The sequence below is a fragment of the Robertmurraya sp. GLU-23 genome (assembly GCF_052983275.1).
In genome coordinates, this window is the sequence record NZ_JBRKCV010000001.1 from 701,361 (window position 1) to 716,073 (window position 14,713).

16 protein-coding genes are annotated in these 14,713 nt (G+C 36.0%); 12 read left to right on the forward strand and 4 right to left on the reverse strand.

From position 1 onward, the window contains the following. The first annotated feature begins 16 nt into the window (after positions 1–16). Entirely contained in the window at positions 17–166 is a 150-nt protein-coding gene (locus ACVBAX_RS03590; RefSeq protein WP_447115905.1) for a hypothetical protein, read from the forward strand. Between the two features lie 48 nt (positions 167–214). On the opposite strand, the gene ACVBAX_RS03595 is transcribed toward ACVBAX_RS03590, so the two are convergent. From ACVBAX_RS03595 to ACVBAX_RS03605, 3 genes are all read right to left on the reverse strand, one after another. Beyond that, the gene (locus ACVBAX_RS03595; RefSeq protein ID WP_430773254.1) at positions 215–793 is read right to left on the reverse strand and encodes a GNAT family N-acetyltransferase; all 579 of its coding nucleotides are present in this window, start codon (positions 791–793) and stop codon (positions 215–217) included. Positions 794–1,092: 299 nt separating this feature from the next. Further along, positions 1,093–2,220, reverse strand: coding sequence for an amidohydrolase (locus tag ACVBAX_RS03600; RefSeq protein ID WP_447115906.1), 1,128 nt, complete (start codon positions 2,218–2,220; stop codon positions 1,093–1,095). 89 nt (positions 2,221–2,309) lie between these two features. After that, positions 2,310–3,089 (reverse strand): undecaprenyl-diphosphate phosphatase, encoded by a 780-nt coding sequence (locus tag ACVBAX_RS03605; RefSeq protein ID WP_447116033.1) that lies wholly within the window; start codon positions 3,087–3,089, stop codon positions 2,310–2,312. A gap of 160 nt (positions 3,090–3,249) precedes the next feature. On the opposite strand from ACVBAX_RS03605, the gene ACVBAX_RS03610 reads away from it, so the two are divergent. The 8 genes from ACVBAX_RS03610 to dapF all read left to right on the forward strand — a co-directional run bounded on the left by ACVBAX_RS03610 (position 3,250) and on the right by dapF (position 10,188). Beyond that, positions 3,250–3,573, forward strand: a complete 324-nt coding sequence (locus ACVBAX_RS03610) for a DUF4870 domain-containing protein (RefSeq protein ID WP_447115907.1) — start codon at positions 3,250–3,252, stop codon at positions 3,571–3,573. Positions 3,574–3,678: 105 nt separating this feature from the next. Next, a complete protein-coding gene (locus tag ACVBAX_RS03615; protein ID WP_430773257.1) occupies positions 3,679–4,527 on the forward strand; it encodes a patatin-like phospholipase family protein in 849 nt (282 codons plus the stop codon). Between the two features lie 83 nt (positions 4,528–4,610). Then, on the forward strand, positions 4,611–4,805 hold the full coding sequence (locus ACVBAX_RS03620) for a hypothetical protein (RefSeq protein WP_447115908.1): 195 nt from the start codon (positions 4,611–4,613) through the stop codon (positions 4,803–4,805). 72 nt (positions 4,806–4,877) lie between these two features. Beyond that, entirely contained in the window at positions 4,878–5,660 is a 783-nt protein-coding gene (locus tag ACVBAX_RS03625; RefSeq protein WP_447115909.1) for a hypothetical protein, read from the forward strand. Positions 5,661–5,744: 84 nt separating this feature from the next. Then, positions 5,745–6,317 (forward strand): TlpA disulfide reductase family protein, encoded by a 573-nt coding sequence (locus ACVBAX_RS03630; protein ID WP_447115910.1) that lies wholly within the window; start codon positions 5,745–5,747, stop codon positions 6,315–6,317. A 115-nt stretch (positions 6,318–6,432) separates the two neighbouring features. Continuing rightward, positions 6,433–7,728, forward strand: a complete 1,296-nt coding sequence (locus ACVBAX_RS03635) for an NCS2 family permease (protein WP_447116034.1) — start codon at positions 6,433–6,435, stop codon at positions 7,726–7,728. A gap of 149 nt (positions 7,729–7,877) precedes the next feature. Next, positions 7,878–9,125: an EAL and HDOD domain-containing protein gene (locus ACVBAX_RS03640; protein WP_447115911.1), complete on the forward strand. Its 1,248-nt coding sequence runs from the start codon at positions 7,878–7,880 to the stop codon at positions 9,123–9,125. Between the two features lie 88 nt (positions 9,126–9,213). Further along, positions 9,214–10,188 (forward strand): diaminopimelate epimerase, encoded by a 975-nt coding sequence (gene dapF / locus ACVBAX_RS03645; protein ID WP_447115912.1) that lies wholly within the window; start codon positions 9,214–9,216, stop codon positions 10,186–10,188. Positions 10,189–10,217: 29 nt separating this feature from the next. Here the strand turns inward: dapF and ACVBAX_RS03650 are convergent, their stop codons facing one another. Next, positions 10,218–12,047, reverse strand: coding sequence for a DNA ligase D (locus ACVBAX_RS03650; protein ID WP_447115913.1), 1,830 nt, complete (start codon positions 12,045–12,047; stop codon positions 10,218–10,220). 132 nt (positions 12,048–12,179) lie between these two features. Here ACVBAX_RS03650 and ku point away from each other — a divergent pair, with 132 nt between their 5' ends. From ku to ACVBAX_RS03665, 3 genes are all read left to right on the forward strand, one after another. After that, positions 12,180–13,019, forward strand: coding sequence for a non-homologous end joining protein Ku (gene ku / locus ACVBAX_RS03655; RefSeq protein ID WP_447115914.1), 840 nt, complete (start codon positions 12,180–12,182; stop codon positions 13,017–13,019). Between the two features lie 108 nt (positions 13,020–13,127). Next, a complete protein-coding gene (locus ACVBAX_RS03660) occupies positions 13,128–13,670 on the forward strand; it encodes a glycerol-3-phosphate responsive antiterminator (protein WP_430773266.1) in 543 nt (180 codons plus the stop codon). 210 nt (positions 13,671–13,880) lie between these two features. Next, a complete protein-coding gene (locus ACVBAX_RS03665) occupies positions 13,881–14,702 on the forward strand; it encodes an MIP/aquaporin family protein (protein ID WP_447115915.1) in 822 nt (273 codons plus the stop codon). Positions 14,703–14,713: the final 11 nt, after the last annotated feature.

A 14,713-nucleotide genomic window follows, 5' to 3' on the forward strand; every position in this document is an offset into this window, starting at 1 on the left:
AAAGGAAGCGACCTGCATGAATTTCAACTTAAATCGCATTAATCCCAATCAAACTCAGGTACTATACATGGATGGGCGTTTTGAAACACTCACCAATGAGGAAATTGATGACCTCCTGACTGCCGACTTCGTGGTTCAGGAGGAAGTCCCTCAACAACCACAATAAAAGAAACGCTCCTTATAAAAAGAGCGTTTCTTTAAATCATATATACGTTTATGCTTCTAATAGGTGTGTTGAATCTTGATGTAAAGGTTGTTGCGATTGATGATGGCTTTCACGCTTAACATGCAATGTGTATAAATCTTTTGGTATTTCGTATAAGTTATAAAGATCTTCATCTTTGTTTAATTGGTCAAGTAATGCTTTTCTCGTTTCATTTGCACAAACAACATAAGGAAGTTTCTCAGCTGCTTTTTGGGAGCGGACATTAACCTTTCTTATTCGCATATAAATGGTCTCTATTCCTAATTCATAAAAAAGCTCTTCAAAAAAAGTTTCTTTGGCAATCTTATTGTATCCTTTGCCATGGTATGGTTTTCCAAGCCAAGTGCCAAGAAAGCCGGCATTGTCCTCGATATCAAACAAATTAATAGTACCTATTGGAGAACCCCATTCATCAAGAATCGTACGAGAGATTATTTCTCCACGTTCTTCTGCTTCCATTGTTTGTTTTGTTATAAATAAATATTCGTCATAACAATGTGCTTTTTGACGTACAAAAGGAAAGACTTCTGGATGCGTCATCAAATCGTAAAGTGCATGGCAGTCGTGAAGCTCGCGCTTCTTGATCATGTGTATCCCTCCAATATGAGGACAGTCCGACTCCATGACAAATAGAGCTCCGATCCTACCCTCGAAATTTTTTGTAGTGCTAAAAAATTTCGGGGTGGGAATCGAACCCACTAGAACCAGATACCTGGTGGCGCACCATTTGCCTTCCCTAGTCTTGCCTATATTTTATTCTAATAAAACAAATTACTTATTACTCACTAAAGTATCATACTAAAATTTATTCCCGATTGGAATAGGAAAATGCATAGAAAATGATCTATTTTTATCGTCAATTTTTGACAGACAAAATCCTACAAAAATCACGCTTGACTATATACTATAGAGCCTTTTATCATTGTCCATTTTGGTTTTGATAAAAAATGGAATGGATGATGACTCCAAAGAACAAGGTCTGCTTCTTTACCAATTTCAATGCTTCCTATTTTATTCTCAAGTCGTAAATTTCGTGCTGGTAATATAGTAATTCCTTCTAATGCCTTTTGTTCTGGAAGTCCTTCTCGAGTAGCAATTGCTGCACAAATATTTAAGTACTGAATAGGGGTATATGGATGATCCGTTGTAATGGAGACTTCTACTCCATGGTCAGTTAATTCCTGATAAGTTTTCCAACTTTTGTTCTTTAGTTCTACTTTTGAACGCCTTGTTAGGGTTGGGCCAACACTAACCTTGAGACCAATCCCTTCCAATTCTTCTGCAACAAGATGGCCTTCTGTACAATGTTCTATTCGTAAGTCAAGGTTAAATTCTTCTGCAAATCGAACCGCCGAAATGATATCGTCTGCCCGATGAGCATGTATACGAACTGGTATCTCTCGTTTTAATGCCATAACAATCGGAGCAATTCGTAATAAATCTGGATTATCACAATACTGAGCTTCTCTAAACTTTTCACGAAGCATTCCCATGATTCCCATTCTAGTGATCGAATCATTATTTCCTTGACTATGGATTCTTTTTGGATTTTCACCTAATGCAATTTTTAGACCGGCTGTTTCTTGCGCAATCATCTTTTCAATATTTTTTCCAAATGTCTTAATGACAGAGGTCGTTCCTCCAATTACGTTGGCGCTTCCTGGCATAACATGAGCAGTGGTGATTCCATGCTTGATAGCATCAGAAAAGGCAGGGTCAAGAGGATACACACCATCTATGGCACGAACATGAGGACTCATTGGATCGATTGTTTCGTTCGCATCATTACCAGCCCAGCCTGTCCCTTCATCGTAAAGTCCTAAATGGGTATGTGTATCAATAAAACCTGGTAATAAAAAATAACCATTGCAATCAATGATCTTTGTTGTACTGTCAGAAGAAATTTTAGAATGAATTTTACTTATTTTACCATCCTCGATTAAGATATCCCCACAATGAATGGGTTTTGAAGTAATGGGATAAATATGAGCATTTTTTAATAGTATTTTGTTCATCTTTTCAACCTAACTTTCATTCATATTCTTTTATGTTTCAATCTCCCAAACTATAAAGAATGGAAAAAACCCACCAGAAGGTGAGTGTATTAAAAAATTCCCATCAACTGTAGTATGATGATTAATAGACCTAATATCCAAACATACACAGCAAAAAATCGTAAGGAGTGCTTCTTTAAAAAATTTATCATCCAAACAATGGCAAAATATCCAAATAAAGCTGAAGCAATTGTCGCAACAAGAAGACTGCTAAAGCTAATATTCTCAACCTGTCCAGATGCTAATTCTCCAATTTGTAAAACCACTCCACCAGCAATAGCTGGAATAGAAAGTAGAAATGAGAAGTAGGCAGCAGTTTCGCGATCGAGCTTTCTGAACAGACCGGCGGCAATAGTTAACCCTGAACGTGAAACAGCAGGGAAGATCGCTGCAGCTTGGAAAGTTCCGATGAATAAAGCGTCTCCGTATGTGATAGAATGAAGCGTTTTTTCACCGCGACGTACACCCTCTGCGATCCATAAAATAATTCCAGTAATAATAAATTCCCAGCCTATGGTGATACCGCTCTTAGAGATAGAATCAAATAAATCACTTAATAAGAGCCCAACTATAACTGCTGGAATCGTACCAATGATAACAAGTTTAGAAAGCTTTCCAAAAGGATTCTTTATGATTGTAATGAGTTCATTTTTATAAATGACTAAAACCGCTAATAGTGTTCCGATATGTAGCATCGTATCTAAGAAAATACCCGCTTCATCAAGTCCAAATAAATGCCTTCCTAAATACAAGTGACCAGTACTAGAGATGGGTATAAATTCTGTTAATCCCTGTATAATACCGAGTACAAATGCTTCTATTTTAGACATCATTAGTTGCTTCACCTCTCTATAAGTTGACTACTATATATCTATGGCAGCGTGTCCAGATCAAGAACTTTCGAAGCCGGAATATTTGTACATAATTCTTATGAAACCTTTCATAATTTCAACCGTAAATAATACTATAGGATAAAAAGGAGTGAATAGAATGCCAACAAATGAAGAAAGAACCTTGGCAGCTGCCATTTATGTGATTAGCTTTTTTACAGTGTTTATCGGGCCATTGCTAATTTGGCTTATTAAAAAAGATTCATCATCATACATTGATTACCATGGAAAAGAGTACATGAATTTTTTTATCTCCTACACCGTCTACACGTTTGTTAGTGTTATTTTAATGATTGTCTTAGTTGGTTTTTTAACCATTTGGGTCGTTGGACTGGCTGGATTTATCTTTACGATTATTGGGGCTATTAAAGCGTACGAGGGAACATCTTATCGAATTCCGCTCATTTTCCGTCTCATACGATAATGATTCACATAAAAAGCCTAGAGGACTCTTGGCTTTTTTGTATGTAAGAAAAATTGAAATTTGTTATAATATGTAAATGAAGGTATAAAGAAAGGAAGTAATGGTGTGTTTGTAGAGGGAACAGGTCTTGTATTAGAAGGCGGCGGAATGCGCGGAGTATATACAGCAGGTGTGTTAGAGAGTTTCTTAGACAATGGAATATCTTTTCCTTATGTCATAGGAGTGTCTGCAGGTGCTTGTAATGCTGCTTCGTATTTATCACAGCAGAAAGGGAGAAATAAAAGGGTGAATCTTGAGTATATATCGGATTCACGCTATCTCTCTTTGCAGAATTATATAAAAAAACGGGAGTTATTTGGGATGGATTTCATCTTCAATGAAATTCCATCAAGGCTAATCCCTTTTGACTTCGAAACGTTTTATCAAAATAAAACAGAATTTGTCATTGGAACAACTGACTGTATTTCGGGTCAACCTGTGTATTTTAAAAAAAGTGATTATGGTAAAGATATGCTGACGGTATTGAAGGCGTCGAGCTCTCTGCCATTTGTATCACAAGAAATTTTTTTTAAAGGTAAATACTTATTAGATGGTGGAATAAGTGATTCGATTCCTTTAAAAAAGGCCAAGAGTGATGGTTTTGGAAAGAATGTTATCGTATTAACTAGAAACGAAGGGTATACAAAAAAACCATCACGATTTGGTTTTATTGTGAAAAAGAAGTACTCTCAGTATCCCGGTCTTCAACGAGCGTTAACACGCCGATATCAAATGTATAATGACACAATAAATGAGATTATACAGGAAGAAAAGAAGGGAAATATTATGGTTATTCGACCATCAAGCCCAATTAAGGTTGGACGATTAGAGAGGAATGCGACGAGACTAGAAGAGCTATATCAACAAGGATACGAAGATGGGCTTGCAAGTATTGAGGCTATTATGCGTCTTTAAGCCTGAAATTACATATATTACAAGTTTCATTGATTGGTTTTGTTTTGAATACAATGTAAAACATGATCAGGGAGGAGATTAAAATGACGGTATGGGTCTTGCTTGCACTTACACCTTTTATTACTCTCTTGTTTCTTGAAGAGGTTATTCAATTCTTTTATCAACGTTATGTATATGGGGCTGGAAAAATTGAGAAAAAACTATCACTTTTTTTTGGTAACTGTTTGAAAAAAGTGAAGAATGTAATTCACCGAACAAAAGTAAGGGTGCAAGGATAATAAGAAGTATCATGAATAGTGAAACAGTTTCATAGAATGAATTAGGGAAATTTTTTCTAAGGAGACTGTTTTATGAAAATCCATAATTATTATTACTACGCAGCGATGACAAGTTTACATGCGAGCATTGTTGCACTAATACCACCATTTTTTCTAGTATGTATCGGTATTACTCTGAAACAACATTATAGTATTCTCCTATCAATTCTGCCTTTTATTGTTTACAGTTTCATATCTTATCAAATATTTCTAGTCAATAAACATAGAATGGAAGATTCGGAAGAGTCGGTTATTGGGAGATCAGAAGAGTCTGTTGTAGGTTCTTCTATGGCTATTCAGTTTCTTCCTGCCCCGTCATTAAGGATGCTTCTGTTTAGTGAAAATGGTCAACTTAGTGCGGAAATAAAGGACTTTTATCAATACAAATTTAGATGGTTTATTCCTTATTTTATAGATCAACTTTTCCCGAAAACGTATACCTTTTCAAAGTCAGATGTTGGAGAGTTATACACGTTTATACTAAAAGGTAAGAACATTTTAATCATGAATGTTGTGGGTGGTAAATGTGTTACGCGTGTTCAAAGGAAGTCTATTAAAAGGTATGTGGTAGAAACGAATACTGCTAAAAAGGAAGTAATGGTTCAATCCTCTGCCTTTTTTACGGATATCAAACTATACAACTTTCAAGGAGAAATATTGGCTAGAGTGAGACGAGGTTTTCTGCCGCGTATCTGGGACAAGCATATTAAAGATGTTAATACACCCATACTTACTTTTAGTAAAGAAGTATCCGATTACGATAAAGTCATACTCCTTTCCATTCTGACCAAGATTTATCGCTATAGAAATCATTGAGCTCTGAGATAGAATAATTTAAATAGTTATAGTATGATGAAACCAACTTCAACCTGGGTTGGTTTTTATTGTGGAGGATTTACGATGAGAAAATTTATGATCATCATTGCGTTGATTGTCTCAGTTCTGTTTATCATTGACAAGTTTGTATTAAAAGAGAAGGGGTTAATTAGCAAAGTAGACGAAAATAAATACGAAATAATCAAAGATGCCAACAGTCTTCCAGTAGGAATAAAATTGGAGAATCAAGCACCAAACGTTCAAGTGATGGATTTAAACGGGAACCAAGTGAGCCTGTCAGATTATCGTGGAAAGAAGGTTCTATTGAATTTTTGGGCAAGTTGGTGTCCACCTTGTAAAGCTGAAATGCCACATATGGAGGAGTTGTATAAAGAACATAAGGATGATGGATTTGTCATTCTTGCGTTGAACATGACAAACACGGAAGATAGCCTTGAGGACGTAACAGCCTTCGTCCGCGACCAAAAACTGACCTTTCCCATTTTATTAGACGAAAAGGGAGAAGTGTATGCTGAATATGAAATCTTGGCATATCCAACAAGTTATTTTATTGATTCAACCGGAGTCATAAGAAATAAAGTGACAGGTGCTCTTGATAAAGAAAATATGTATAAAGAATTGATGCGACTACCTTAACAAGGAATTGGCAGTAAGGGCAAAATGTGATAAAATATATGATTGTGGCTGACTCATATTTACTGAGTGAAAGCGGGTAGGGAGAGGGCTAATTAAATAGATTGGAATCCATATGATAAGTGCATGGTTACATCGTTTTTTTAGGATTGAAGCGCATGGATCATCCCTTCAAAAGGAGATAGCTGCAGGAACCATTGGCTTTTTCACAATTGTGTATATTGTTGCTGTTAATTCGCTTATCTTATCTGAAGCAGGTATTCCGCTTGAAGGAGCAATAATCGCGACTATTCTTACGTCTGTTGTCGGTTGTCTTCTAATGGGCTTGTGGGCAAATGCACCAATTATTCTTGTTCCAGGAATGGGAATTAACGCACTGTTTTCTTATACCCTCGTGCAAACAATGGGTCTTAGCTGGCAGGAAGCGTTAGCGGTTGTATTTGTATCCGGAATAATGTTTATGATTGTTGCCTTTACTAGCTTGTCTATTAAGCTTAGTCAGGCAATCCCGCAGTCATTAAAGGAAGCAATAACGGTAGGCTTAGGGCTATTTCTCATGTTTATTGGTCTAGAAAAAGCCGGCTTAGTTGTAAAAGGGACCAATAGTTTAATAGCACTTGGTGCGTTAAATGAACCTAGTGTCTTGGCTTCTATTTTTACCTTTGTTATTGCGGTTATTTTATTTTTAAGAGGAGTTCCAGGAAACTTTCTGTTAACGGTAGCGGTTGGAACAATAATTGCTTGGGTTTTTGGAACCATCGATGTTTCTGGGGGAAATCAAGCAAGTTTCGCTATCAGCGAATACGTAGAAGTTTTTGGGGCTATGTCGTTTGCTAAAATGCTTACTTTTTCTTTTTGGGTTGCCGTATTTTCATTATCGATGGTACTAATTTTTGAAAATATCGGCTTGGTTCATGGCCACGCGCAATTTATCAATCATCCAGAAAAGTTTTCCAAAGGTTTACAAGCAAATTCTGTTTCTGCCTTTGTTTCAGCTATTTTCGGTACTAGTCCAACTGTTTCTACAGTGGAAAGTATATCGAGTATGGCTGCAGGTGGAAAAACAGGGTTAACTGCTGTAACAACAGGTCTTTTATTTGCTGCTTCTGCATTTTTTATCCCGGTTTTTAAGTGGATACCAGATTCGGCAATCGCACCTATCCTCATTATTATTGGTGGATTAATGCTTCAAAATATCCGAAACCTAGACATGAAGGATTTAAGCGAGAGCTTTCCTGCGTTGATAATGATTGTGATGATCCCATTCACGTATAGCATTGCTGACGGAATCGCAATCGGATTTATATTATATCCGCTCGTAAAAATTTCAATAGGTAAAGCGAGAGACGTTTCAGTTCCTCTTTATGTTATCGCTTTTTTATTCCTTGTTAATTTCTTTACCCATTATATATGATTGATAAGGAGCATCCTTTTATGAGATGCTCCTTATTTTTATTTATAGAACAATAAATATTTTCTTTCCTACAAACTTCGACAGTATCTATGATTTCCCTCCGATAAAATATAAATATTCGCCAAAGAGCAATGGTCGGAGGGAGTTAGATGGAAGTTTTTGTTGCAAGGCAGCCGATATTTAATCAGCAAGAAGGGATATTTGCTTACGAGCTGCTTTATCGAAATAATAATATTAATGAATTTCCAAATGTAGATGGTGACCGAGCTACTACTGAGTTGATCATTAATAGCTTTCTAAATATAGGGATAGATGCTCTTTCTGAAGGAAGGCCTTGTTTTATAAATTTTACAGAGAAACTTATAGATATGAGATTGCCTTCCTATGTTAGTTCAAAGAAAATTGTCGTAGAGCTTGTTGAAACTACACGCCCAAGTAGAAATCTATTAGAAATTATAAAAGAAATGAAGAAAAGTCATTATAAAATTGCGATTAATTCTAGCTTGCTAGATGAATTAAACCCCTATTCAAATGACCTATTAGAACAGGCGAATTTTATAAAGGTTGACTTCCAAAAAACAGATAAGAGCGTAAGACAGCGCATAAATAAGAAGGCAATGGATAGTAATACAACCTTAATCGCTGAAAAAATAGAAACCAATGAAGAATATTTGGAAGCAAAATCTAATGGCTATAGTCTGTTTCAAGGCTATTATTTTGCAAAGCCTGCCATTTTCTCAACATTTGATATCCCAGCTTGTTTTACCTCTTATGTTGATATGAGAGCATTTATATCAAAGGAAAAGACTTCTGTTAATGATATAGTTGAATTTATTGAAAGAGATCCTTCTCTTTCATACAAAATTCTAAAACTAATTAATTCACCTGCAAATAAATTAAAAGAAAAAATCTATCATATTCGCCAAGCGGTCGAACAGTTTGGACCCTTTGAAATAGAGAACTGGATATATGTTTTGGCAGCAAGGGAAGAATTAACTCAAACCTCTAGTGTTTCCTTAGACGTGGCAAAACTATGCTTAACAAGAGGGAGACTGTGCGAAGAAATTGGGAGAATACGGAATGGTAAATCCGAAAAAATACCAGGATACTTTATGACAGGAATTTTTTCTTTTATGAATGGGGTTAAAGCCATTCCAATAGAGAAAATGATTGATTCCCTTCCGCTAAACGAGGAGATGGTCCAAGCGTTAATGGGAGTGCAAAACGAGTATAAAGATGTGTTGGACCTTGCCGTTGCTGTTGAAAAGGCACAATGGAAAATGATCGGAGAATTATGTAAAAAGCTTGGAATCATGGAAACAGATTTATTCAAACTATATGCTGAAGCAATCAATTGGTCTAATCGTATGGTTGTAGAAGATATTTGTTATCTATAAAATAAAAACATAATGTTCTACACGATTATTTTATTGTACAATAGAGGAAATGTAGGATATTAATATGTATGTTTACGGAGGTTTGAATGTGATTTTAGAAATATTAAAATGTCATGGATCAAATAATGACTTCCTCATCATTGATGAAATGACCAATCCTTTATTTACTGAGCAACAGCGATCCGAGCTTGCATTACTTCTTTGTAATAGAGAAAATGGTGTTGGAGCTGATGGTATTTTATTTGTACTAGGTAGTGAAAAATTTGATGCCAAAATGAGAGTATTTAATGCAGATGGATCAGAGGCGTCAATGTGTGGAAATGGATTACGCTGTGTAGCCCGTTATGTTTGTGAAAAACTTTCCATCCAAAATGCAATCATAGAAACGATGAAAGCGAATTTGGAAGTGAAAGAGCGAGAAAGCATACTTGGAGAAATCCCTACATATCAGGTAGAAATCTCGCCTGTTTCCTTTGAACTTAAAGATCTTCCATTAAATATGAATCAAAAAACATTAATAGATGAACCAATACAAGAACTTTCAGAAATTAAGTTCACTGCAGTTGCAGTACCAAACCCTCATCTAATTGGAATTGTATCAAAAGATCAAATTCAATCAAATATACAAAAAGAACTGAGTGAAAAGGTAAATAATCCAAACGAGTTATTTCCAGATGGAGTAAATGTGAGTTTCGTTAAGCCGCTTCAGGAAGGAAGTATCTTTGTACGTACATTTGAAAGAGGGGTTGGGTTTACGAATGCTTGTGGAACAGCGATGTCTGCTTCTACACTTGTTACTTGTTTGCTTGGCCTAAATAAGTTTGAACAGCCGATAGATGTGTTTAACCCAGGTGGAAAGGTACGCTGTGTTGCGCATAAAGTTGGTGACTCTTTTAAAATTGACTTAATCGGGAATGCAACCTTTACAAATCGTTTTCAAATAGAAGTTCAGTTGGAACAACAAGTATTTTCTTATGTGAAAAAGGAAGAAATCACAAAAGAAATCAGTCAATATAAGAAACTGGAAGAATATTCAAAACAGATGTTAAATGAATGGCTGTAAGGTAAGCCGGGGTGCAGTTCAATCCCCGGCTATTTTTTTTGTTTTAAAAATACAAGAATGGGTGAAAAGTTTTGCTTTTGTTTCGTCTCGAAATAGGATTGAAACGGGTCGCCTTTTTCATTGATACGCTTCATCATGTTTAAGATTGTAAAATCCTCCATACGAAGTTCGTCTGTTACCTCATCCCAAAATAAGGGAGTGGCTAAAGCAGCAGTATCATTTCCCCTTGCAGAATATGGTGACACAATGGTTTTCCCTTCAGCATGTTGAATATAATCGATATACAATTTATTTTGCCTATTTTTCTTTAAGCGTTCAATAGTAAATGAATCAGGTGCTTTCGAGATTAAATATTCGGCTATGAATTCTGTAAACAGTCTTGTATCATCGTAAGAAAATTCATTTTCAGGAAGTGGGATATAAATCTGTAGCCCTTTATTTCCCGACGTTTTTACAAACCCATTCAGTTTCAATTGGTCGAGAACTTCTTTTATCATTTGAGCAGCTTTAATAGCTAGTTTAAACTCCTTTCTAGATGGAGGATCCAGATCTAACACAATTTCACTTGGTCCGTAACTAGATAGAGTTTGAAAAGGAATATGGAACTCAAATGCTAGCTGGTTACCTAACCATAATAACGTTTTTAAATTATTGCAAACGATATAATTGATTCCCTCGTGTAAGGCGGTTTCAACGAAATCAGGTGCATAGTCAGGGCAGTTTTTTTGATAAAAAGCTTCACCGAACATCCCATGTGGATAACGTATAACGGTTAATAGTCGGTTATGTAAAAAGGGCAATAAATACGGTGAAATTTCCTGTAAATAACGAATAAAATCAATCTTTTTCACCGCTGGCTTCTCCCACAAGGGCTTTTCTGGATGGGTAATATCAATATCCTGAGGCAAATTCTTTTGCTGGTGAACAAATTTATCAAACGTACAATCCTCAGGTGAAAGATCAAATCGAAACCGTTCAAAATGAGGCTCACGCATTTGTTCATCATAAAGTTCTAAATACTTAATCTCTAAGCAGATCGCAGGTTGAACGTAGATGAACCGGTCATCCTCTTTTGTTTTATTTTCTTTAATAATTTGAAATAAGGCTTGTTTTTCCTCGGGTTTAATTCCAAATAAAAATTGTCCAATTGGATATATATTGGTATCCTTGTAAACCCCTACATAAAAATACCCATTTGACTTTTCATATGCCGTGACAAAACAGGAAACATATTTAAAGTTTTTAAACTTCAACCAAAGAGTGGTTCGTTTGCCTTCTTCCCACTGATTTGTATCTTGTTTGGCCACAATTCCTTCACCATCATGTAAAACGACGTGTTCCCAAACGGCTTGATAATCTTTAGAAGCGGGGATTAGCTGAATTAAATCTGAACTCACGGGGTCGGGAGCTGTGGGTAAGTGACAGTCTTCAAAAAGCTTAAGAAGTGCTTTTTTACGATCAACATAATTCCTATCACTGTAAGGTTTTCCGTTTAATGATAATAAGTCAAATACAAGGAGACGGCATGGATTATGCAATGCTTTTTCAAGTATTTTTTTTTCGCTGCGCATTCTGCCTCGAACTTGAATGTTGCTAAAATGCGCTTTATATTCATTTTCAAGATACACTAACTCCCCGTCGAGTACCAAGGGTAGAAATTCTTTAAATACTTCATTGTTTTTTTCTAAGTAAAGTTTAATTTCTGGGAAAATTTCGAGTAAGGAGTTTCCGTTTCTGCTTATTAATTTTATTTCCTTATCCCAAAATAAAAGGGCACGAAAGCCATCGTATTTTACTTCGTAGTTCCAATTATCACCTTGTGGTACCTCAAATGTTAAAGTAGGTAGCATTGGTTTCACACGAATCACTCTCCTTACTTATTAGTTTTCCTATATCATCATTTACTTACTCTTTTTCCAAATAGTAAGTAGGATAATGTGTTTTTTTAAAGCAAAAATAATAAAAATGGCTAATAGGAATGGAGAATGCACATGCATACAATTTGGAAAGGGAGTATCAGCTTTGGGCTTGTAAATATCCCCATCAAGCTTCATTCGGCAACAGAAGATAAGGACATTAAGCTTCGGACATTACACAAGAAATGTCACTCTCCGATTAAATATGAAAAAACTTGTCCTGTTTGCGATGAAGAAGTTAAGCAAGATGAAATTGTTCGAGCATATGAATACACAAAAGGAAAATTCGTCATTCTGGAAGACGAGGATTTTAATAAATTAAAAAAAGAGAATGAAGAAAAGGCAGTGGAGATTATTGATTTCGTAAAGATGGAGGAAATCGATCCAATCTATTTTGATCGAAGTTATTATATGTCCCCGAGTGATGGGGGTGGAAAGGCATACTCCTTATTAAGAAAGGCACTTCAAGAATCTGAAAAGGTTGGCCTAGCAAAGATTATCATTCGATCAAAAGAACAGTTGGCTGTCATACGAGTGTATGAAAACTCATTAGTAATGGAAACGATTCATTTTCCGGATGAGGTAAGATCCGCAGCTGATGTCCCAAATGTTCCTGCGGAAGATAAAGTAACAGATAAAGAACTTGATACAGCTATTATGTTGATTGATCAATTAACCACAACGTTTAATCCGGAAAAATACACGGATGATTATCGAACCGCATTGATTGAACTAATTGAATCTAAGCGATCAGGTAAAGATATTGTTACGCCAGTTGAAAAAGAACAAAAGTCAAATGTCACTGATTTAATGGCTGCTCTACAAGCGTCTATTGATAAAACAAAACCGAAACAAGCGACGACAGAAGCTACCAAGAAAAAACGAACGACAGTCAAAACTAAAAAACAGGCATAAGAGAAAAAGGTCAACCGGTAACAATGGTTGGCTTTTTCTTTTTTTGCATAAAAAGTCCTTGAGAATTACGAATATACAAAATAAGATAATAGATAAGGATGTGAGAGGATGGACCAAAAAATATTGCCAGCATCATCAAATTTAAAGGATTTTGAGTTATTCTTAAAAAGCTCGTATCGAGTAGGGGTGTTCTTAGAAACGCATATCGCCCAGTTGAAAAATATTAATCAATTAGCTAAGGCGCATGGAAAGGACATGATCTACCATGTTGATATGATTCATGGTCTGAAAAATGATGATTATGGAACAGAATATATTTGTCAGGAAATTAAACCGTATGGAATAATCTCTACCAAATCAAGTGTCATTTTAAAAGCAAAACAAAAAGGGGTAATTGCAGTTCAAAGGATTTTTTTAATTGATTCCCATGCACTAGAAAAGAGCTATAAGCTAGTGAATAAAACGAAGCCAGATTATATTGAAGTCCTTCCAGGAGCTATGCCCTGGATGATAAAAGAAGTAAAAAATAGACTTGATACTCCCATTTTTGCTGGGGGTCTTATTCGTACGTTTGATGAGGTAGATAATGCATTAAAGGCAGGTGCTACGTCTATAACAACTTCAAAAAAGGAACTATGGAACTTATATTAATCTACTAAAATGTTTGTAAATTTTAGCAATTTATTCATATAGTTATTGACAGCGTTTTCAAATATTTATATACTGTAAATACAAGTTAATCATTTGTGACGGAGAATAGGAGACTCACGCAGATTGCCTAAATGGTGTATTCTGTCGTGGGTCTTTTTTGATGTTCCAAAGTGTTGGCTTGAAATTTATAAAAAAGAAAGGGGTATGTGTATGTCGCCGTTTTTAGGTGAAGTGGTTGGAACTATGATTTTGATTGTGTTTGGAGCGGGAATTGGAGCGGGTTCTTCTCTAAAGGGGAGTTATTCTAACAATCCTGGCTGGATTGTGATTACTCTAGCGTGGGGGCTAGCGGTAACCATGGCTGTTTTTGCAGTAGGCTCTATTAGTGGGGCACATTTAAATCCTGCTGTAACGATTGCGCTTGCGGTGAATGGAAGTTTTCCTTGGGCAGATGTACCGAGTTACATAATTGCTCAATTGCTTGGTGCTATAATAGGAGCTAGTTTAGTATTCTTACATTATTTACCTCATTGGAAAGGTACAGAAGACCCTGGAACGAAGTTAGGTGTATTTGCAACTGGTCCTGCAATTCCTCATACTTTCTCAAACGTATTTAGTGAGATGTTCGGTACTTTTATTTTAGTATTAGGATTATTATTTATCGGAGCAAATAATTTCACAGAAGGACTTAATCCAATTGCAGTGGGGCTTTTAATTGTGGTAATTGGGATGTCACTTGGAGGTACCACCGGGTATGCGATTAATCCCGCCCGTGACCTAGGTCCAAGAATTGCGCATTTTCTACTTCCCATCCCAGGTAAGGGTGGTTCGAACTGGGCCTATTCCTGGATTCCAGTTGTTGGCCCAATTCTTGGTGGTGCATTAGGAGCAGTTTTCTACGAAACAGTCTTTCTAGGAGAAGCAGGTTCCTACACTTGGCCGGTAGTAGGCGCTTCAATAGTCGTTCTTTCATTATCATATGTTTTTGGTAAAAAACAATCAAGTAATTCGACTGCCTCACAAGCAGCTTAAAAATATCTATT

What these genes read in the sequence shown, in the direction of transcription:
- ACVBAX_RS03590 (WP_447115905.1), top strand. Translation starts at nt 17, where the DNA reads ATGAATTTCAACTTAAATCGCATTAATCCCAATCAAACTCAGGTACTA.
- ACVBAX_RS03595 (WP_430773254.1), bottom strand. Translation starts at nt 793, where the DNA reads ATGATCAAGAAGCGCGAGCTTCACGACTGCCATGCACTTTACGATTTG.
- ACVBAX_RS03600 (WP_447115906.1), bottom strand. Translation starts at nt 2,220, where the DNA reads ATGAACAAAATACTATTAAAAAATGCTCATATTTATCCCATTACTTCA.
- ACVBAX_RS03605 (WP_447116033.1), bottom strand. Translation starts at nt 3,089, where the DNA reads ATGTCTAAAATAGAAGCATTTGTACTCGGTATTATACAGGGATTAACA.
- ACVBAX_RS03610 (WP_447115907.1), top strand. Translation starts at nt 3,250, where the DNA reads ATGCCAACAAATGAAGAAAGAACCTTGGCAGCTGCCATTTATGTGATT.
- ACVBAX_RS03620 (WP_447115908.1), top strand. Translation starts at nt 4,611, where the DNA reads ATGACGGTATGGGTCTTGCTTGCACTTACACCTTTTATTACTCTCTTG.
- ACVBAX_RS03625 (WP_447115909.1), top strand. Translation starts at nt 4,878, where the DNA reads ATGAAAATCCATAATTATTATTACTACGCAGCGATGACAAGTTTACAT.
- ACVBAX_RS03630 (WP_447115910.1), top strand. Translation starts at nt 5,745, where the DNA reads ATGAGAAAATTTATGATCATCATTGCGTTGATTGTCTCAGTTCTGTTT.
- ACVBAX_RS03640 (WP_447115911.1), top strand. Translation starts at nt 7,878, where the DNA reads ATGGAAGTTTTTGTTGCAAGGCAGCCGATATTTAATCAGCAAGAAGGG.
- ku (WP_447115914.1), top strand. Translation starts at nt 12,180, where the DNA reads ATGCATACAATTTGGAAAGGGAGTATCAGCTTTGGGCTTGTAAATATC.
- ACVBAX_RS03660 (WP_430773266.1), top strand. Translation starts at nt 13,128, where the DNA reads ATGGACCAAAAAATATTGCCAGCATCATCAAATTTAAAGGATTTTGAG.
- ACVBAX_RS03665 (WP_447115915.1), top strand. Translation starts at nt 13,881, where the DNA reads ATGTCGCCGTTTTTAGGTGAAGTGGTTGGAACTATGATTTTGATTGTG.